We start from the raw sequence: 20,401 nt of genomic DNA on the forward strand, positions 1-20,401 counted from the left end.
TTTTATGGGATACTATGGTAACTGCGGAGGCTCTGGCTCTGGTTATGGTTCAACATTCGTATTAATCGTTGTTCTATTCATTCTTCTAATTATTGTCGGCGCTACGGTTATGTACTAAATTTCCAAATTATGTATACTCTACCTTCTATTCAATGCATAAGGGAACAAATCAGATTGAACATTACATGATAAATATCAATACTGCCATAACCTTACGCCCCCCGCCCTAAGGTTAATAGACTAAGGTCACTTTCTTTTCGAGAAAGTGACCTTTATTAGTCCTATAGCTATCGTGACAATTGCTGGGCTAATTTTGACGAGAAATATTTACGTGCATCCGCCATTTTAATGTGTAGCGTTTGTTCTGTACTATGAATCCCATGAACGAAAGTCACATAGGCTCCTTCTAAATCTTCTTTAACAGCTTTAAACTGATAATTTTGTGATAGGAGCTCATCTATTTTTTGAATCTCTTCCGCTACTAATACATATTCTGACATCTCTACACCTCCGTACTTCTAACTAACTATCGGCTTTCAATACACTTTATTTTTCAGGTGTTTCGTCAATCACCCAACTACGTCCTACTGTCAGCCCTAAATATTGAGAATCATCAGGGTGTTCAATTTCCGCTTGTGGGTATTTTTTAAACCACCAATATTTTGCAAGTACATAATATAGAGCCGCACCAACTGCAAAACCAATTAACGATGAATACGTTGGGTACATATTGGCAATTACGCCGCCGACTACCCACGAAATTAAGCCTGCCATATTCATACCGCCCATATAACGATATTGCCCATTTGCTTCATATAGCTCAGTTACATTCACTCGTCGTTTACGTAATAAATAGTAATCTGCAAATAAAATACCGACAATGGATGTTAAAATTCCACCAACAATTAACAGTACACTATTTAAAATTTCAAATAAACTCCACGGCTGTACAACCGTACCGACAATACCTGCAAATACTACACCTACCCAAAACGGCACTTTTGGTCCACCGATATTCGAGAAGATTGTTGCAGCTGGCACAACATTCGCTGAAGTATTTGTCGACCACTGAGCTAGAACGATCATTAATAATAAAATTGCTAAAATAATGCCGCCAGCAGATTGCTGCAACGCATTTACTGGATCTCCTGAACCTGTAGCCATATAACAAACCGCGCCAATAACAATCATCAACGTATTAAAAATCGGCTGTACAACTAATGACCCTAATAATTGAGATTTATTACGCTTAATCCAATTACGCTCATTTTTGGGCGCTTTGAAAAATCGAGATAACGAGGGCATGTCTGCCGCCAAGGTTGCCCAGAAGCCCATAACGGCCATTGCTACAATCATAAACGCTGTAAAAGTACCAAAGCCCGATGTTGGCATTTCTACCCAAGCCCATACCTCTTTCCCCTGTGCCTGTGCTTCACCAGACAGAGCGATATACATCCAAATAGAAATCAAAATAATAATAGGTGCAGCTAAGTCTGCAAAGCGTTCGATCGATTTAATACCTAAAGATACATTGAAAAGCTGTAATGCAGCAAAAACGATAAAGCATATAAACCAGTTATCAAACCCAAACAAAATATTTAAAATACCGTTTATCGCTGCTGATCCGAAATACGTATTAATCCCAAACCAACAGGAAGCTGTAAATGCACGTACGAATGATGGAATATGCGTCCCTATCGTCCCAAATGGTGCACGCATATATACTGGAAACGATAAACCATGCTCAACGCCAATGTCTCCAATCACTACCATAAAGATACCGATTAAAATCGATCCCACTAAAGCCGCAACAATAAGTAGCGGCATCGACAAATTCACAATTCCTGCCGCGCCAATAGCAAACGCCGCTAAAACGATTGCCATACCAACCCAAATAACACCAAATCCAATAACACCAATTTTTCGATCCTCATGAGCAATAGGGAATAAATCTGGAGACTTCAAATAATCATTACTTGCCTGACCTTTCCGTCCATCGTTTGACATCGACATTTCCCCTCATTATTAAATTTTCACTTCATCACCGTACCAGTTTCATTAGAAAAAGCCTTTAACAATGATTGACGTTGATTCCATGTCATTGGAGGTTGCGTGTGTGGTAATTCCTTCATTGTAATGGCTCCCTCTACTGGGCATACAATGGAGCATAAATTACACCCTACACAGTCCACTTCACGAACCTTTAACATCGGCCTACCATTTTCAGCGTATAGCTCGATACATTGATGCGATGTATCCTCACAGGCAATATGACACTTATTACAATTAATACAAACATCGTTATTAATCTCGGCAACGATCTTATAATTTAAGTCTAAATCACCCCAATCAGAATATTTTGGTACAGATTTCCCTACTAAATCTGTGACAGAGGCTAACCCTTTTTCATCTAAATAATTGTTAAGCCCATCAATCATATCCTCTACAATGCTAAAGCCGTGATGCATTGCAGCCGTACAAACTTGAACACTAGATGAACCCATGAGAATAAATTCTGCCGCATCTTGCCAATTTGAAATACCACCAATGCCTGAAATAGGCACATTAATATGTGGATTTCGAGCACATTCACCTACCATATTAAGCGCAATTGGCTTTACTGCCGGACCACAATAGCCACCATGAGCACCCTTCCCAGCTACATTAGGAATTGTATTCCACGAATGTAAGTCAACACCGGCTAAGCTATTGATTGTATTAATCATACTAATTGCGTCAGCACCGCCTCTTACTGCTGCTTCCGCTGTCACGGTAATATCTGTAATATTAGGTGTTAACTTAACAATTACCGGTACTTTCGCAGCTTCCTTCGCCCAGTATGTTTGTTTTTCAACAAGCTCTGGCACCTGTCCAGAAGCAGAACCCATGCCGCGCTCTGCCATACCATGTGGACAGCCGAAGTTTAACTCGAAACCATCCACCCCAACATCTTGTACACGTTTTACAATCTCATGCCATTTGTCTTGCTTTGGCTCTACCATTAAAGAAGCAATAATAGCATGGTTGGGAAATCTCTTTTTCGTTTCATAGATTTCTTTTAAATTCACCTCTAACGGTCGATCGGTAATAAGCTCGATATTATTAAAGCCCGCTACCCTTTGTCCATTAAAATTAACTGCTGCAAAGCGTGAGGAAACATTCAAAATGGGATCTCCAAGCGTTTTCCAAACGGCACCGCCCCAGCCAGCTTCAAAGGCACGCTGCACTTGATAGCCTGAGTTTGTTGGAGGCGCTGATGCAAGCCAAAATGGATTAGGTGATTGAATTCCAGCAAAATTAATACGTAGATCTGCCATATAAAACCCTCCCTTTATGCAATTTCAGAATTGACACTAAGCTCTTGATGAATAGCATAGGCTGAATCTTTTCCTTGTTGTGCTGCGGATACAACGGTTGCTTCTCCGTATCCGTTACCAAAAATAACGTCACCACAAGCATAAATTTTTGGGTTTGATGTTTTTAATGTTTCCATATCAACATCAATGACTCCACGTGTATGATCAAGCCCCAAATGTTGGATCAGCTCCACATGCTTTGTTTGACCAATTGCTCGAATGACTGCATCTACCTCAATAACAAATTCAGAATTTGGAACTTCATGTAAAGTTGCCTTTCCATCCTCCTCTTCACCTAATTCCATTCCTACGCACTGTAAACCTACTACTTTTCCATTCTCATCGCCGATAATCTGCTTTGGCAACGAAAGCCAACGGAATTCCACCCCATCTTGCTTTGCAAAATCATATTCAAATGGATAGGCTGTCATTTCGTTTACGGTACGTCTATAAACGATTTGGACTCGCTCTGCTCCCGAACGAACTGAGCATGTTGCAGCATCGATCGCTGTATTGCCAGCTCCAATAACTGCTACCTTTTTTCCTAGCACTTTGTCTGTTACACCCGCTTTTGATTCTTTGACAAAATCAATCGCATCGTACACACCGTCAAGATCTTCACCTTCAACACCTAGCGTTGGTACTTTCCCCATCCCAACGGCTACTAAAATACGATCATAGGATGCTAGTAATTCTTCTGCCAGAACATCCTGTCCAATCTTGACACCAGTTCGAATCGTTACGCCAAGTTTTTCAACCTGTTGTACTTCCCATTCCACAACATCTTGAGGTAAGCGGAATGAAACAATGCCATAATAATTTAACCCACCTGCTTTTTCACTTGCTTCATAAACCGTTACAGCATAGCCTAGACGTGCAAGCTCACGTGCTGCCGATAGCCCCGCTGGCCCACTACCGATAATCGCAATTTTTTTACCATTTGCACTACCAGCCTTGAACAGTTCAACATCATTGCTTCTTAGCCAATCCGTTGCATAGCGCTGTAAATGCCCAATTTGAATTGGCTTTTCCTCACTATTTAATACACAAGCACCCTCACAAAGCTCAATTGTTGGACAAACACGGGCACAGCTTGCTCCGACTGGATTAGATTCCATAATGACCTTTGCAGAGCCCTTTAAATTATTGGATGCTATTTTTTTGATAAAGCTTGGAATATTGATACTTGTTGGACAAGCAGTAATGCACGGTGCATCATAGCAATATAAGCAACGATTCGCTTCTACAGTTGCCGTATAGTTTGTTAAACCACCAAATATTTCTTCAAAGTTTTTGTCTAATGCCTTCATAACAATCCCCTCTCCAGTGTGACTTGTTATCTTTTAAGAAATAACCGCTGTATCCTTTGCACTTTCCACTTCTCGGCGAATATACTCTCCACTACCTAATGAGCCGACAAATTCTTTTTCTTTAATTACATACTCACCTCGAACGAGTACAGTTATCGGTTCACCCGTTACCTCAAGCCCCTCAAACGCGTTATAATCTACATTCATATGATGTGTTTCTGCAGAAATCACTCGTTTTACAGTAGGGTCAAATAACACGATATCCGCATCCGAACCGACCGCAATTGTCCCTTTTTTCGGGAATAGACCGAAAATTTTTGCTGATTGCGTAGAAATCATATCAACAAATTCATTTAAAGAAATACGCCCCTTTGCTACACCCTCTGAATACAGAACAGAGAAACGGTCCTCGATGAATGGTCCACCATTTGGGATTTTGGAGAAATCATCTTTCCCTAATGATTTTTTACCGTTAAAGCTAAATGAGCATTGATCAGACCCAATTGTTTGTAATTGCTTCGATTTCAACGCATCCCATAATACTTTTTGATGCTCTACTGGACGAAGCGGTGGTGACCAAACATATTTAGCCCCCTCAAAGTTCGGCTTCTCTAACGCTGTTTGGTCTAGCACTAGATACGGCGGGCAAGTTTCGCCAATTACGTTATACCCTTTGTTACGTGCAGAAATAATCTCATCAACTGCCTCTTTACACGTTACATGCACTACATATAATTTAGCTCCAGCTAAATGAGCAAGCTCAATAGCACGCTTCGTTGCCTCACCCTCTAGTTGTGGAGGTCGTGTTAATGCATGATAGATCGGCTTTGTTTTTCCATTTGCTCGTGCTTCTTCGACAAGCTCATCGATAACTGAGCCATTTTCACAATGCACCATAACAGTAGCACCGAGTTCTTTACCTACTTTAAAGGCTTGGAATAACGTGCGGTCAGATGCTTGGAATTCTTTTGCATACGCTAAAAACACCTTAACCGAGCTAATACCCTCCTGTTCCATCACTTGGGGAAGTTCCGCTAATCGCACTTCGTTTAAATCTCCAATCATTAGATGGAAACCATAGTCGATTACCGCCTTATCCTTGGACTTCTTATGCCATGTTTTAACAGCATCTGATAAAGTTGGCGAGCCAGCTGAAATACAAAAATCAATGATCGTTGTCGTTCCACCAAATGCCGCAGCCTTTGTCCCAGATTCCCAATCATCATCCGTTACCGTATTATTGAATGGCATGTCTAAATGTGTATGAGGATCAATTCCTCCAGGAAATACATATTGCCCTGTTGCATCTACGATTTCGGCATCTTCGTCTCTAATATTTGGAGCAATTTGTGTAATGACGCCATTTTCGATTAATACATCTGCCTCATACTTATCAGAAGCCGTTACGATTGTGCCACCAGATATAATTTTTTTCATAAAAACGCCTCCAGCCTTTAAAATATTGTTTTTCCTTTAGTTTCTCTGTTCTTTTACGGTTGAAAATAGTACGACAAAGCTTGCCCCCTTCTATTATTTTATGCTTATTTTTTGGTGAGATATTCCTAGATTCAGCTATTCGAGAAAGAAAGTTTACTAGATAACAAGACTAATATGAGTAATGGGATGAAGAATGAAATGTGCGAATGGGCTTTAAAATGAAAGTAGAAATGGTGCTGCCAAAGTTTATAAATACCTTTATGCAAATCTTGATGGGAGTACTAAAAAAGAGGATTTCTATAACAGTGATCGTAGTTACATTACAAAAAGTATTCGCCTTAGACGAGTTCTGTAAAAACATTTTATCTTAATCTATACCGATCAAGAATATACAATTCGTCATATATTATTGGAGTAAGACTAGACATTTCGTCTAATTGATGGCAAAACAGCATCCGTTTATAACAACTAATTCACGATTTTTCACATTCATTACTAGTTGCTAAGAAAAAAAGCGTTAAAAAGTACTGGACTTTCTAACGCTCTGGATGCATAAAACAGTTATTTTTTAATCGTTATTACTTGGGAAGGCAAAGGTAGACGTAGTAGCCTCTGATGGTGTTAGCCAGCGCTCTGAAACAGTTTTTGTTTTTGTATAGAAGCGAGCTTGATCAGGGCCAAACATATGCCCTTCACCAAATCGTGATCCTTTAAAGCCTGCAAAATTATGATAGCCTACAGGAATTGGAATTGGCACATTAACGCCAACCATTCCTACATCAATTTCAGTTGTAAATTTACGAGCGGCATGCCCATCATTCGTAAAGATTGTTACACCGTTGGCAAGCTCTTGGTCATTAATAAGCCCAATCGCTTGTTCTAATGATTGAACACGTACAATATTCCGTGCTGGACCGAATACCTCATTATCAAAAATATCCATCTCCGGTGTAATGTGATCAAGCAATGTTGGCCCAATATAAAAACCATTTGAATTTTTTACAATATCTAATGATCGTCCATCACATACGACTTTTGCGCCTTGTTTTTCGGCTTGATCGATAGACTCAATAACACTTTGCTTCGATTCATTTGAAATTACCGGACCAAAATCTGTTCCTTCTTCTTCGTAAGAGCCAACCTTTAATGCATCAATTTTTTCTTTCAATATCGCGACAATTCGATCTGCTGTCTCTTCACCAACAGGCATTAACGTTGAAATCGCCATACAACGCTGTGAGGCAGCTCCATAAGCAGCTCCGATAAATGCATTTGCTACCTGCTCTAAATCAGCATCAGGCATGACTACCATATTATTTTTCCCGCCGCCTAGTGCTGTTACACGTTTACCATGCTTTGCCCCTGTCTCATAAATATATTTCGCAACAGGTGTGGAGCCTACAAACGAAATGGCGTGCACTGCTGGGTTTTCAAGTAGCTCATTCACTGCTACCTTATCTCCATTTAATACAGTCCATATACCATCCGGCAAGCCTGCTTCCTTCCAAAGCTCACTCACAAATAGGGCAGTCATTGGTACTTTTTCAGAAGCCTTAAGAATAACGGCATTCCCAACAGCTACTGCCATACTTGTTTGTGCAAGTGGGACCATAATAGGGAAGTTAAACGGAGAAATAGCTGCAACAACACCAAGTGGATATTTTGCAGAGTAGGCATTGATTTGCCCACCAACATTAACCGAATATTCCCCTTTTAGAAGATGTGGCGCGCCAATGGCTAAATCCACTGATTCTAGACCACGCGTTAGCTCACCCTTTGCATCCTCCTTCGTTTTCCCGCTTTCTGTGCAAATCAGCTCGATTAATCGATCCATATTTTCTGTTAGTAGGTTGCGGAAGCGCATCACGATTTCTGCACGCTTCGCAACAGCTGTATCTCGCCATGCAGGAAATGCCGTTTTTGCGGCTTCAATTGCTTCACGTGCTTCTTCTACAGAGGCAAGTGGAACTTTTGCAATGATTTCGCCTGTTGATGGATTGGACACATCGCCATAACGGCCGCTTTTTCCGTCCACAGCTTTCCCATTGATAAAATGTGTTAATTGTTTGATGGCTACAGATTCTGCCATGCTCTTCATCCCCTTAAAAATTTTATTTGAATTGTGCTAACACGTCACTTACTGTTGTAATGATAAAAGATTGCTCTTCCGCTGTAATTGTTAGCGGCGGTGATAATGTCAACACATTATTGTATCCTGCAACTGTGACACCATTTTTCCCAATAATTAGCCCTTTTTCTTTACAACGGGCAATAATTTCATTTACTTTCGCTACAGGTAACGGCGATTGAGTGTCTTTATCCTCTACAAGCTCTATACCAATTAGAAGGCCTTTACCTCGAATATTTCCTACATATGGATGAGATTGTAGATTCTGATTCAACGCCTCAAGCATCCTTTGTCCCTTTGTGGCTGATCTATCGGAAAGCTGCTCTCTTTCCATTATTTCAATATTTTTTAGCGCGACTGCACAAGAAACAGGAGAACCGCCAAATGTATTCACATGGCGCATAAAATCATACTCCTCTGCCCCATTAAAGGCCTCATAAATTTCACGACGAACAGCCGTTGCCGAAAGAGGCATATATGCACTTGTTAAGCCCTTTGCCATCGTAACAATATCAGGCTGAATCCCGTAGTTTTGGAAGCCGAATGCCTTTCCAGTACGACCAAATCCACAAATGACTTCATCAACAATTAGGAGTGCTCCATGCTTCTCACAAACTGCCTTAACCCCCTGTAAATATTCCTCATGTGGCATAATTACACCGCCACCAGTAATAATCGGCTCCATTATCACCCCTGCAACTGTCTCTGCCATTTCCCATGTAATCGTACGGTCAATCGCTTGGACAGACGGTAGTGTAGAAGGATCATCCCCTATTTTTTGCTCTGGCGCTCGGTATTCATCTGGCGGGGCAACATGTAAAAAGCCCGGAGCAAGTGGTTCGTATTTATACTTTCGCTGCGCTTGCCCTGTTGCAGCTAATGAGCCCATGGAGTTGCCATGATATGCTCGATACCTCGATATAAATTTATAGCGCTGAGGCTCGCCGCGCTGCTGATGATACTGACGAGCTATTTTAAATGCGACCTCATTCGCCTCTGACCCACTATTCGAAAAGAAAACAACATAATCGTCACCTAGTAGCTCGCTAATTTTTTCACTTAATAGAATCGCTTGTGTATGTCCATAAGCTAACGGTGTATAAGAATTGTTTAGCATTTGTTCATAGGCAACCTCCGCGATTTCCTTGCGGCCGTACCCAATATTTACACACCATAGACCCGACATTGCATCTAAATAACGGTTGCCATCAATATCTGTTAGCCAAGCCCCCTCTGCCTTCTCAACAATAAAGGTAGCTTTCGGATTATACGGCTTCATCGAATGCCAAACAAACTTCTCGTCCTTTGCCTTCCAATCATAATCTACAGACTGATTCATAATCGTCACCCTTCCACGTGAAATAAATGCTCTTATACAAATTTTGCATGTTTTTCCTTTAGAAAGCACTATACACAATGTCAAATAGATTACGCTGTTTATTTCACACTAAGAATAGAGGTGTCTCTTCAACTACGATTAACCTGTATAATTTTTTTCTGTCATAAGCAGCACCATTTCTAAATAGAGACGATTTTCATATGCCATAAAATCAGAGCCTAAGATTTGTTCAATCTTTTCTAGTCGATGATAGAGGGTTTGTCTTACGATAAATAACTTCTCAGCCGTATCTTTTTTTAAGCCATTACACCGTAAATAAACCTTTAATGTGTGAATTAAATTGCTATTATACTTTTGATCATATTGCTGTAGTAGATCTATTTTTTCCTCTGCCACTCTCATAATAAGATGGTTTTGCTGCAAAACCTGTACGAGATGATATAAATATAAATCCTCATAAAAGTAAGATAGTCCCGTTTTTTTCCACCTAATCCCAACTGTATCTTGAGCAGTTAAAAAGCTTTCCTCGAGTTGATTAAAATGCGAAACATAACGGCCAACTCCAATATGTGCTTCAAATTGCGCTTGCTGGACGGATTCATCCCAAGCCCTTTTCAACCTTTCCTTATAACAGCCCTTTCCTCGAATATCACAGACGATAAAGATCAATCGTTTGGACTGTTCTACAGTAAAAGCTTGAAATCCTTCCTTTTCTAACGCCTTCCGTATAGTAATCTTGTAGTAGGTTATATCCTTTTTCTTAATTTCCCGCTTCAATTGATGGATCATAACAATCCAATGCGCCTCTTTCAGCCTTGGATTCCATTCATCTAAAAATAATGAAATTTCTTCATTGGAGCTTTTCCCGTTTACCCAATTTTCAAGAAATTGACGATATTCACTTTCTGACTTTTCTTCAATATATAAATCTCTTAAAACACATTGCGATAACGTCACGATTGTCCTATCCAAAATGAGGGTATCGAAATCCGTTAATTCACGAACCGGCGAATAGATATACACCTTTCCATACGGCTGTTGGAATAAGTTTAATTCACAGCAGGCAATATTTCTAGACTCTTTATCTTTATAATATAAAAAATATTCAGAATCCTTGTTCGGTATAAAAGTATAGGATTGATTTTTCAGCTCTAAAACAACATTCACTTGTAAATAGCGCTGCATATAGAGCAATATTTGATTAATATCATTGATTTTTAATGAATATTTATTAATTTGCTGTGCGTAATCCTCGAGCCTCTTTAACGCTTCGAACTGCTGATGAATAATAATGGCATGAACGTCCTGTGTTATTTCTATAAATTTTACGACTTCTGTAAAAACGATAAGCGGAAAATGCAAGCGATCTGCTAGTTTAATAACACTTTGCGGAATTTCCGCTATATACTCACCGAGCTCTACACAAAGTCCGGCTACATGTAACCCATTAAGCTGCTCTATAAAAGATAAGAACCCCTGTTCATTATCCTTTAGTACGACACCCGTTGTTAAAACAAGTTCATTTCCTTGGATTAGTTGCTTTACTTCAACGATTTCCAAAATATGTACCCATTTAATCCCTCGGGCTAACCCTTTTTCACCAGCAACAACCTTAGCACAATCAAAGTGTTTTCGATTTAATACGTCCTGAACCGTAATCATTAAACAACACCTCGCTCGATTAACTTTACACAATGTCTATTAATTTATTGTATTATTTTACAGCGTGTTAGTACAACTAAACGCTACTTTATGTTATATTTTCTGTATTCTGGCACGAATATGCCTAAGAGTAGGAGGGATATAAATGCTAAAAACAAATCGGCAACGACTGCAAGAGACTTTGACCCTTTTTAGTCAATATGGGGCCACTGAACATAACGGTGTTACCCGTCTTTCTTTATCCGAGGAGGATATTTTGGCACGGGACAAGTTTAAAGAAATTTGCGAAAGCAATGGTTTAAACGTAACCGTCGATGATATGGGCAATATGTATGCTACACTGCCAAGCACAACGAATAATCCCCCGATTGTGATCGGCTCTCATTTGGATTCTGTTATTAAAGGGGGACGCTTTGATGGAGTATTAGGTGTATTAACAGCATTAGAAGTTGTCCAAACAATTCAAGATGCCGATATCAAATTAGATTACCCTGTAACGATCGTAAACTTTACAAACGAAGAAGGCGCTCGCTTTGAACCTTCACTTATGGCTTCTGGTGTCTTATCCGGCAAATTTGTTAAGGAAGTAATGCTGGCCTCGAAGGATCGCCAAGGGATTACCTTCTGTCAAGCCCTGAGAGAAAGCGGGTATGAAGGAAGCGAAGCTCATCGCTTAAAGGAAGCAAAGGCTTATGTAGAACTGCATATCGAGCAAGGACCTGTCCTAGAACATTATCAAAAGGATATCGGTGTCGTTACAGGTGTTTTAGGGATGGTCTGCTATGAAATTTCAGTTGACGGAGAATCGAATCATGCTGGCACAACACCTATTTCGATGAGAAAGGATAGCATGTTTGCCTCTATGAACATTATTTCGATCCTCCGGCAAAAATTAAAAGGGCTTCCTGAGGATTTAGTTTATACAATTGGAAGAATCAACGCTACTCCTAATATTCATACCGTTATACCGAATAATGTAACCTTCACACTCGAATCACGCCATCAAGACCCTCACGTCATTTCACAGGTTGAGCAAATCATTGAAGAATTACCGAAAGAAATCGAACAATGTCATGTGAGCACAAAAAAACTATGGGACCGAGATACAGTTCATTTCGATGCTGCAATCGTCGAAGCAGTCAACACGAGTGTGGATGATTTAGGCTATACAAAGCATAAAATGTTTAGCGGCGCCGGACATGATGCACAATTTATTGCGTCCTATATACCTTCTAGCATGATTTTCGTACCAAGTGCAAAGGGCTATAGCCACCGTGAGGATGAATATACTTCTTACGATGAATGCTCAAAAGGAGCAGACGTTCTCCTTCATACAGTCTTAAAAATCGCAAAGGCAGAAGTCTCACTTGCCGACAGTTTGGCAAATCAAAAGACCCCCTAATCTCTTTCTTATATAGCAATAATAGAAGGACCACCTCATTCGTTTGAGGTGGTCTTTACAATAGATTAAATACTTGTAGCTGTTTGATAAAGCTGATCGGCAGTTGAAGCGACTGTTCTTGTTTCTTTCTCGATTGAGTCAATGACGCCAGATAAATTAGAAATGTCTTTCGCTACTAGCGAAATTTGTCTCTCATTTTGTTCAATGGCATCTAGTATTTGCTGAAACTTCTTTTGTGTACTAATGGAAACATTAACCCCTGCTTCTACTCGTACTTGTACTGAGTTAATCATATCGACTGCACTTGCTGTTAATGAAGTCGAGTTTTGTACAAGACTTGTAATATTTTCAACAGATTCTTTTGACTGTTCAGCTAGTTTTCTCACCTCTTGTGCCACTACGGCAAAACCCTTTCCATGCTCCCCCGCTCTAGCTGCTTCTATGGAGGCATTTAGTGCAAGTAAGTTCGTCTGATCGGCAATACCCTTGACAATCGACACAATCGAAATGATTTGATGGGATGACTGCTCTAAACTATTAATCCTATCCGCCATTTCTTTTGTACTTGCCATTATTTCGATCATTTCGTTTTCTAAAGTTGTCACCTCGTCTTTTCCAATCACGGCGTCACTATGAATCCCTTGAACAATTTCAACATTCGAATCAATCGTTTTACTAATATCATCGGTATGTACATTTACTTGCTCAATCGATACACTCGTTTGTTCTGTTAATTGGGCCAAATCTTCACTTATGGCTGACATTTTATTCTTTAGTTCATTCTTCACAATATTATATTGCTCATGTCGTAGATTAATATTCTCTTTTTCATATTCTTCTAGAACAATTTGCATTTCAAGATTGATTAGCTTTGACACGTTTAACGTAACTTGCTCTCGTATTGTCGAATCCTTTATGTCTTGCACGATCAGTCCTACAATAACTTCCTGCAACTTTTGAAATGTCCCCATATACCACTTCGGCTCTAATCCAATTTTAAAATGCATTCGAGCTAATCTTCTTTTTCGCTCAATCGTCTGTTCATTAAAAATACCATCAAACATAGCTATAATATAGGTACCGAGTGTTTTCTTTAACGCGTCTATTTTTGTCCGTTCCTCAATAATTTTTCGTAGCGATGGGATGGAAAGCACATTTTGGTAAAAAACCTCTGTCACCTCTTCGATGCCATTCATGATATGAGGTTGATAGGATTTAATCTTTCGTAGCTCAGCTTCATGAATACAGATTAACTTCATCTGTTTTTCTAATTCTGGCATACCTTCAAAATCCATTATAGGCTTAAAATTCGAAATTTTTTCTGATGTAACATGGCTATCTTGTCGTACTTCACGTTTCCAAAATTTCATCATAACCGTCTCCTCAGTCTTTTATACGTTTAAATAATTGTATATCATGACTCGCTTTTTTTCGTCAATCTTTCTGACTCAAAAGTTGTACAAAGATTGTACAACCAACTCTGCTCATATAGTATAATATTAATAAAAGCTCACTCGCGCCCGATTACAACGGTACAGCTGCTTGCGAGCCCGAAGCGAAAGGAAACTCTCAGACACTTTCGCCCTATGGAGCAGTTCGCAACATCGTGCATGCGGCGCCAATGCTTACACACTCTTTAAACTTGAAAAAACTTATACTTTCCAATTTAAAAAGGTTGATGGATCTAACACATTAAAAACTCATAAAAATGAGAAAAATGTTTTATAGAGAGGTTGATAAAAATGAATTCAAATGCTGCTAAATGGCATTATAATATAACACAGGTTTCAGAAATTACAGGGTTATCAAAACAGGTGATTCGTAAATGGGAGGAGCGATATAGATTAGTTCAACCCGAAAGACTTGAAAACGGTCACCGTGTTTATAATGAGAAGGATTTACAATTATTATTAAAAGTTCGAAATTTATCTCAGCAAGGCTATTCTATAAAACAGGCTGTAGTAATAGCTCAGGAACAAGAGGCTAAAGAAGAACTATCTTCACCTTCTATTAAACATGTAGAAGAAGGGATGAACGATTTTTTCTTTTTGTTACTAGAAAAAGGTGCACACTGTAACGAAAATGAACTAAACCGTATTCTTCAGCAGGCACATCATTCCCTTGGACTATCCAAATTTCTTTCGACGGTTGTGATTCCCTTTATGAAAGAGATTGGAAATCGGTGGGAGAAAAAGGAGTGGACTGAATATCAAGAAGCCGTTTCATCAATGATTGTACGAGATTATTTAGTACAAATACGAAGGAACTTTCCCTATAAAGAAGATGCACCTCTCATAATGGGTGCATGCCTACCTGGAGAATATCATGAAGTACCGCTCCATATTTTGCTATTGCAGGCGATGATGGCGGGCTGGAAATCATTCTTAGTTGGCAGCTCTCCAGCTCTAGGTGCAATCGAATCATTAGTCGAACAGTTGCAGCCAAAGGTCGTTTTACTTTCTGCTTCAACTACTCTGCCTTTTGAATCCCATCCAACATTACTAGAGGGATTGGATCGTTTTGCCGCAAAACATCGGACTACACGGTTTTATATTGGGGGCGCTGGCTCTATCGAATTTATTAAAGGATATCCGTTACAATCGATCAATGTGGTAAATGATATTGAAGAGATAATTAATCTTCCATAAACTAGTCAAAATAGGCGTTTGCATATTGTTTTTTGAAGCAACATTTAAAATTGGTATGAATGGAGGTTATTCAATAATGAGTTTTAGTCAAGCTATATTGGACTCTCTTCCAGACAATATTGCTGTGGTCAACAATGCAGGAATCATTCTAGCAGTTAATAAATCTTGGATTAACTTTTCCGAAGAAAATAGCGGGAACTTATGCAAAAGTTCAATAGGAACTAATTATCTCAACGTTTGTCAAAAAGAGGTAAAAGACGGAATCTCTCTTGTTTTAAGTGGTAGCTTAACGCAATATACTTTTGAATATCCTTGTCATGACGAAAATCAATTAAGATGGTTTCTATTGCGGGCAACACCAATAAAAGTAGATGACTTTGCCCATTACGGTGCAGTCATTTCCCATGTGAATATAACGGACAGAAAAATTGCTGAGCTACAACTAGCCCAAAAGGAAAAACGCTATCGATTAATTACTGAAAACTCAACTGATTTTATCTCAATTCATACTATTAAGAGTGTTTTTACATTCGCTTCTCCTATTTGTGAGTCCGTGTTAGGCTACGATACATCCGAATTAATCGGAAAATCGCTATTTGACCTATTGCACCCGGAAGATAGAAAGAAAATACAACAATTTTTTGAGTTATCAATAAACCAGCATGAGGTTCAAACCGCCCTATTTCGAATAGGTAAAAAAAATAAGGAATATATTTGGTTTGAAACAAAATGTAAGTATATCCACTCTCCCGAAGATAATGAGGAAGAAATTATTTGTATTTCTCGAGATGTTACAGCGCAGCAATTAAAATTAATACAGCTCGAAGCAGAAAAAAAATCTCTTCAGAAGGCAATCTATACTGATGAATTGACAGGTATTTATAATCGCAGACTCTTTAATAAGTTGTTACAAGAGCAGTTTGTAAAGCTTGAACAATTTCATCACAATTTTTCGTTGCTAATGATTGATATTGATTACTTTAAACAATATAACGATACATACGGGCATCCACAGGGAGATCAATGCTTATATAGAGTGGCAAATACAATTAAACAAGAAATTCGTGAAAATGATTTAGTTTTTAGAATCGGTGGAGAAGAATTTTGTGTATTCTTACCAAAAACAACTAAACGAGATGCAATTTCTTTAGCAAATAGGCTTCGTAAATGCATTGAAAGTTTAAATATTCCACACGCTTCTTCTTCTGCTAGTCCATTTATTACGATCAGCATAGGTGTATCAACCTTTACAAAAAACGAAGGCACCAAGTTGGATGCTCAATCTCTTATAAAAAAAGCAGATCGAGCCCTATACAAGGCGAAGGAAAAAGGCAGAAATATCGTCATAGCTCAATAGGAATACATACCGATAAAAATTGGAGGAATAATTATGCCTTGTAAAAGCTGTTTAGTATTAGAGCTTGAATACGAGATTGGATTAATGGGCTCTAAAAATATATCACTACGTCAAACAATCATAAACCATCTTACTAGAAGAGGTTTTCGAATTGACGGATCGAATGATTTTTTGAAGATCGGTGAGTCGGCTGTTAAAGAATTTTTAGACTTTTGTCAGGACTATATGGATCAGGAGAATGTGTATTTTCGCCTTGAGGAAAAAGAATGGCGACCAATTACAGAAATCGAACATATAGTCAAAATGCAGTGGATTGATGAAGTTATACGTAAAAAATTGGTTGTAAGCTTTTCACAGCCTATTGTTAATAGAGATGAAGAAATCTTTGCCTATGAAGTTCTTTCGAGATTTACAAAAGATGATGGCTCTTTTATATACCCAAATGAAATTTTTTCGGCTGCGCGAAATCGTGGTCGCCTATATGCATTAGATCGAATGTGTCGAATGGCTGCCGTTCGGTATTCAGCTATCCTACAGAAAAAAACATTTATCAACTTTATTCCAACCTCTATTTATTCGCCGGAACACTGCCTACAGTCTACTGTTCAGCTTGCGAATCAATTAGGAATTGACCCGAATCAATTTGTTTTTGAAGTCGTTGAATCAGATAAAGTAGATGACATTGAGCATTTGAAAACAATTTTAAATTATTATAAAGAAAAAGGATTTCAATATGCACTCGATGATGTCGGAGAAGGCTATAGTACCATCGAAATGCTTGCCGATTTGCAACCACATTATATGAAATTAGATATGAAGTTTGTTCAAGGAGTAAGTTTTGATAGCGAGAAACAACGAGTAGCCCTATTATTTTTAGAAAAAGCGAAGGAAATTGGAGCAACTCCACTTGCTGAAGGGGTTGAAACTCGTGAAGATTTTGAATGGTTGAAGGGAAATGGCTACGAGCTTTTCCAAGGATACTTATTCGGCAAGCCTAGTATTACTCCTCAAAGATAATTGAATAGTGAAATGATTCCCATGGACAAAGGTGAGACAGTATCCTTTGTCCATGTTTTTTTATTGAAAATTTGCATTATAGCAAGCCACCTTCCCCCTATTTTCTTAACTTATAGATTTATATGTTGCACATTTCTGTACAACACTCGTATAATAATTGTATAACTATTGTATAACTCATTTTCGCACAAGTTATACATACTACATACATTTTGTACATAATTGATAGGCTAACATACAGCCCAATCCAACTATGTAAAAAAAGACCAGACAATTGATATGGAGGAGCTATCTTATGAAAAAGAAAATAATTATCGTCGGAGCTGGCCCTGGAGGATTAGCCTCTGCAATGCTACTAACAGCAAAGGGCTTTGATGTAACAATATTTGAAAAACAGCCTTATATTGGCGGGCGAACAAGTGAGATACGTTTAGGAGATTACAAGTTTGATATGGGACCTACCTTCTTAAACATGTTATATATTGTTGAAGAAATTTTTGAGTTAACAGGAAGAGATATCCATGACTATGTAGACTTGATTGATTTAAATCCGATGTATCAGTTAATCTTCCACGATAAAAAAATCAATATGACACGTGATCGGAATGAAATGCTTCGACAAATTCAAGAGCTATTTCCTGGCAATGAAGGTGGCTTTGAGCGATACATGAAAGAAACGAATCAAAAGTTAGAAACATTAGCCCCTGTATTGCAGGCTAGTATGAATCGCTTTACAGATTTATTGCAGCCTAAAGTGTTAAAAGCACTCGGTGAGCTTGAAATTGGCAAATCATTAATTGATACACTTTCCCGTTATTACAAGCAGGAGGATTTGCAGCTAGCCTTTACGTTCCAGGCTAAGTATTTAGGAATGTCTCCTTGGGAAAGTCCAGGTGCATTCTCCATTCTTTCGTATATTGAGCATGCGTACGGGGTTTACCACATTAAAGGCGGTATTAACAAGCTAACAGAGGCAATGGCAAAGGTAGTACGTGAAAATGGTGGAGAAATTCACAAGAGTATGGGTGTATCTAAATTATGGAGAGATGGGCGTAAAGTAAAGGGCGTTATTTTAGAAAATGGCGACAAAGTAGCGGCAGATGATGTTATTATTAACGCTGATTTTGCTCATGCAATGACGAACTTTGTGGAACCTGGCGTGCTGAAAAAATACTCAAAGGAAAAACTAGACAAGAAAAAATATTCTTGTTCAACATTTATGCTATATCTTGGTGTAAACAAAAAATTTGATATGCCACATCATACGATTTGGTTTGCAAAGGATTATCGCAAAAACGTAGAAGAAATTACAAACTCAAAAATATTATCAGCTGACCCTTCAATTTATATTCAAAATGCTGTTGTTACGGATTCAACTGTAGCACCAGAAGGCAAATCGACGCTGTATGTTCTAGCACCTGTACCAAATAACTCCAGCGAAATCGACTGGGAAAAGTGTGAAGGTGATTATCGTAATCTACTAATAAAAATGCTAGAAGAAAAACTTGGAGTCGACAACATAGAGCAATATATTGAGGAAGAAAAAATGATCTCACCAAGAGGATGGGAAGAGGATATTGCTGTCTATAAAGGAGCGACGTTCAATCTTGGACATCAGCTCACTCAAATGCTTACATTCCGTCCACATAATAAATTCGAGGAATTAGACAATTGCTGGTTAGTTGGTGGCGGTACTCATCCAGGAAGCGGTCTACCTATTATCCTCGAATCGGCTCGTATTACGTCAAATGGTATTCTTCGAAAAGAAGGAATTGAAGAATTACCTGTTAAACCTTTACCGAAAGTCGATGGTTTCCAACCTAAGAATAAAAATCGTCATGGCAACCAAATTGACACAGTACAAATATAGCTCTCCTAATAATACATTGTTGGTCTCTTCGCCAACAATGTATTTTTTAATGCACATCACTCTTCCAAACTCTCAAGTACGGATTGCAAATCTTGTCAAGCTACACGCTGCTACGGAAAACAAGGATATTAAATTACGACAGCTTCACAAAGAATGCAATACACCGATTAGTTATAAAAAAGTATGTGAAGGATGCAATAAGGAAGTGACGGAAGAAGACATTGTGAAAGCATATGAATATGCAAAAAATAAATTTGTCGTGTTAGGCCCAGAAGAGCTAGAGAACTTAAAAAAGGAAAACGAGGATAAAGCAGTTGAGATTATCGACTTCGTACAATTAGAAGAAATCGATCCTATTTATTTCGAAAAAACGTATTTTTTATCCCCTGACACAACCGGTGCAAAAGCCTATGCCCTTTTACGTCAAACCTTGCAACAATCAGGAAAAATTGGTGTGGCAAAAATCATAATTCGTTCAAAGGAGCAATTAGCCGTTGTTCGTGTATATCAGGATGCGCTTGTGATGGAAACAATTCATTATCCAGATGAAGTTCGAGCGGTTGCCGACGTACCTAATATTCCAAGTGCTGAAACTGTTATTCAAAAAGAGCTCGATACCGCGCTTATGCTTGTAGAGCAATTAACAACAGAATTTGACCCTACAAAATACAGTGATGAATATCATACAGCACTTATGGAATTGATTGAAGAAAAGAAAGGGAGTAGCACGGTATCAGTTAGTGATAAACGCCCGCTTCCTGACAATGTAACTGATTTAATGTCTGCACTTCAAGCCTCATTAGACAAAACAAAAAAATCAACCTTTCGTAAACGAACATCAAAAGCAAAAAAGAATGCTTAAAAGGTGAAGTGAC

Annotated in this window: 16 protein-coding genes; 7 read left to right on the forward strand and 9 right to left on the reverse strand. The window is 38.7% G+C overall.

The window, feature by feature from the left end:
• Window positions 1-4 precede the first annotated feature (4 nt).
• Window positions 5-118 carry a YjcZ family sporulation protein gene (locus V4T18_RS01545; protein ID WP_332645778.1) on the forward strand — a complete coding sequence of 38 codons (114 nt, stop codon included), beginning with the start codon at window positions 5-7 and terminating at the stop codon, window positions 116-118.
• 169 nt (window positions 119-287) lie between these two features.
• Here the strand turns inward: V4T18_RS01545 and V4T18_RS01550 are convergent, their stop codons facing one another.
• The 8 genes from V4T18_RS01550 to V4T18_RS01585 form a co-directional block, all read right to left on the reverse strand.
• Entirely contained in the window at window positions 288-500 is a 213-nt protein-coding gene (locus tag V4T18_RS01550) for a hypothetical protein (protein ID WP_332645780.1), read from the reverse strand.
• Between the two features lie 46 nt (window positions 501-546).
• Complete coding sequence (locus tag V4T18_RS01555; protein ID WP_332645782.1) at window positions 547-2,007, reverse strand: NCS1 family transporter; 1,461 nt, start codon at window positions 2,005-2,007, stop codon at window positions 547-549.
• Window positions 2,008-2,033: 26 nt separating this feature from the next.
• Window positions 2,034-3,317 (reverse strand): NAD-dependent dihydropyrimidine dehydrogenase subunit PreA, encoded by a 1,284-nt coding sequence (gene preA, locus V4T18_RS01560; RefSeq protein ID WP_332645784.1) that lies wholly within the window; start codon window positions 3,315-3,317, stop codon window positions 2,034-2,036.
• A 14-nt stretch (window positions 3,318-3,331) separates the two neighbouring features.
• Entirely contained in the window at window positions 3,332-4,666 is a 1,335-nt protein-coding gene (locus tag V4T18_RS01565) for an NAD(P)-dependent oxidoreductase (protein ID WP_332645786.1), read from the reverse strand.
• 33 nt (window positions 4,667-4,699) lie between these two features.
• On the reverse strand, window positions 4,700-6,103 hold the full coding sequence (hydA, locus tag V4T18_RS01570; RefSeq protein WP_332645788.1) for a dihydropyrimidinase: 1,404 nt from the start codon (window positions 6,101-6,103) through the stop codon (window positions 4,700-4,702).
• Between the two features lie 568 nt (window positions 6,104-6,671).
• Complete coding sequence (locus tag V4T18_RS01575) at window positions 6,672-8,192, reverse strand: CoA-acylating methylmalonate-semialdehyde dehydrogenase (protein ID WP_332645790.1); 1,521 nt, start codon at window positions 8,190-8,192, stop codon at window positions 6,672-6,674.
• A 22-nt stretch (window positions 8,193-8,214) separates the two neighbouring features.
• On the reverse strand, window positions 8,215-9,570 hold the full coding sequence (locus tag V4T18_RS01580; protein WP_332645791.1) for an aspartate aminotransferase family protein: 1,356 nt from the start codon (window positions 9,568-9,570) through the stop codon (window positions 8,215-8,217).
• Between the two features lie 138 nt (window positions 9,571-9,708).
• A complete protein-coding gene (locus V4T18_RS01585) occupies window positions 9,709-11,232 on the reverse strand; it encodes a PucR family transcriptional regulator (protein WP_332645794.1) in 1,524 nt (507 codons plus the stop codon).
• A 145-nt stretch (window positions 11,233-11,377) separates the two neighbouring features.
• Here V4T18_RS01585 and V4T18_RS01590 point away from each other — a divergent pair, with 145 nt between their 5' ends.
• Window positions 11,378-12,634, forward strand: a complete 1,257-nt coding sequence (locus V4T18_RS01590; protein WP_332645796.1) for a Zn-dependent hydrolase — start codon at window positions 11,378-11,380, stop codon at window positions 12,632-12,634.
• A gap of 65 nt (window positions 12,635-12,699) precedes the next feature.
• Here the strand turns inward: V4T18_RS01590 and V4T18_RS01595 are convergent, their stop codons facing one another.
• Window positions 12,700-14,004, reverse strand: coding sequence for a globin-coupled sensor protein (locus tag V4T18_RS01595; RefSeq protein WP_332645799.1), 1,305 nt, complete (start codon window positions 14,002-14,004; stop codon window positions 12,700-12,702).
• 372 nt (window positions 14,005-14,376) lie between these two features.
• Between V4T18_RS01595 and V4T18_RS01600 the strand changes: the two genes are divergently transcribed.
• The 5 genes from V4T18_RS01600 to ku all read left to right on the forward strand — a co-directional run bounded on the left by V4T18_RS01600 (window position 14,377) and on the right by ku (window position 20,388).
• Window positions 14,377-15,282: a MerR family transcriptional regulator gene (locus tag V4T18_RS01600; RefSeq protein ID WP_332645802.1), complete on the forward strand. Its 906-nt coding sequence runs from the start codon at window positions 14,377-14,379 to the stop codon at window positions 15,280-15,282.
• Between the two features lie 76 nt (window positions 15,283-15,358).
• Window positions 15,359-16,639: a sensor domain-containing diguanylate cyclase gene (locus tag V4T18_RS01605; RefSeq protein ID WP_332645805.1), complete on the forward strand. Its 1,281-nt coding sequence runs from the start codon at window positions 15,359-15,361 to the stop codon at window positions 16,637-16,639.
• Between the two features lie 33 nt (window positions 16,640-16,672).
• Entirely contained in the window at window positions 16,673-17,656 is a 984-nt protein-coding gene (locus V4T18_RS01610; protein WP_332645807.1) for an EAL domain-containing protein, read from the forward strand.
• A 295-nt stretch (window positions 17,657-17,951) separates the two neighbouring features.
• Window positions 17,952-19,526 carry a phytoene desaturase family protein gene (locus V4T18_RS01615; protein WP_332645809.1) on the forward strand — a complete coding sequence of 525 codons (1,575 nt, stop codon included), beginning with the start codon at window positions 17,952-17,954 and terminating at the stop codon, window positions 19,524-19,526.
• A gap of 37 nt (window positions 19,527-19,563) precedes the next feature.
• Window positions 19,564-20,388, forward strand: a complete 825-nt coding sequence (ku, locus tag V4T18_RS01620) for a non-homologous end joining protein Ku (RefSeq protein WP_332645811.1) — start codon at window positions 19,564-19,566, stop codon at window positions 20,386-20,388.
• Window positions 20,389-20,401: the final 13 nt, after the last annotated feature.

Source organism: Lysinibacillus sp. 54212 (genome assembly GCF_036662795.1).
In the GTDB taxonomy this organism is placed as follows: Bacteria; Bacillota; Bacilli; order Bacillales_A; family Planococcaceae; genus Lysinibacillus_B.

Coding starts and splice junctions, on each gene's coding strand:
- hydA (WP_332645788.1), bottom strand. CDS start 6,103: ATGAAAAAAATTATATCTGGTGGCACAATCGTAACGGCTTCTGATAAG.
- V4T18_RS01605 (WP_332645805.1), top strand. CDS start 15,359: ATGAGTTTTAGTCAAGCTATATTGGACTCTCTTCCAGACAATATTGCT.
- V4T18_RS01580 (WP_332645791.1), bottom strand. CDS start 9,570: ATGAATCAGTCTGTAGATTATGATTGGAAGGCAAAGGACGAGAAGTTT.
- V4T18_RS01555 (WP_332645782.1), bottom strand. CDS start 2,007: ATGTCAAACGATGGACGGAAAGGTCAGGCAAGTAATGATTATTTGAAG.
- V4T18_RS01565 (WP_332645786.1), bottom strand. CDS start 4,666: ATGAAGGCATTAGACAAAAACTTTGAAGAAATATTTGGTGGTTTAACA.
- V4T18_RS01590 (WP_332645796.1), top strand. CDS start 11,378: ATGCTAAAAACAAATCGGCAACGACTGCAAGAGACTTTGACCCTTTTT.
- V4T18_RS01545 (WP_332645778.1), top strand. CDS start 5: ATGGGATACTATGGTAACTGCGGAGGCTCTGGCTCTGGTTATGGTTCA.
- V4T18_RS01585 (WP_332645794.1), bottom strand. CDS start 11,232: ATGATTACGGTTCAGGACGTATTAAATCGAAAACACTTTGATTGTGCT.
- V4T18_RS01600 (WP_332645802.1), top strand. CDS start 14,377: ATGAATTCAAATGCTGCTAAATGGCATTATAATATAACACAGGTTTCA.
- V4T18_RS01595 (WP_332645799.1), bottom strand. CDS start 14,004: ATGAAATTTTGGAAACGTGAAGTACGACAAGATAGCCATGTTACATCA.
- V4T18_RS01550 (WP_332645780.1), bottom strand. CDS start 500: ATGTCAGAATATGTATTAGTAGCGGAAGAGATTCAAAAAATAGATGAG.
- ku (WP_332645811.1), top strand. CDS start 19,564: ATGTATTTTTTAATGCACATCACTCTTCCAAACTCTCAAGTACGGATT.
- preA (WP_332645784.1), bottom strand. CDS start 3,317: ATGGCAGATCTACGTATTAATTTTGCTGGAATTCAATCACCTAATCCA.
- V4T18_RS01615 (WP_332645809.1), top strand. CDS start 17,952: ATGAAAAAGAAAATAATTATCGTCGGAGCTGGCCCTGGAGGATTAGCC.
- V4T18_RS01610 (WP_332645807.1), top strand. CDS start 16,673: ATGCCTTGTAAAAGCTGTTTAGTATTAGAGCTTGAATACGAGATTGGA.
- V4T18_RS01575 (WP_332645790.1), bottom strand. CDS start 8,192: ATGGCAGAATCTGTAGCCATCAAACAATTAACACATTTTATCAATGGG.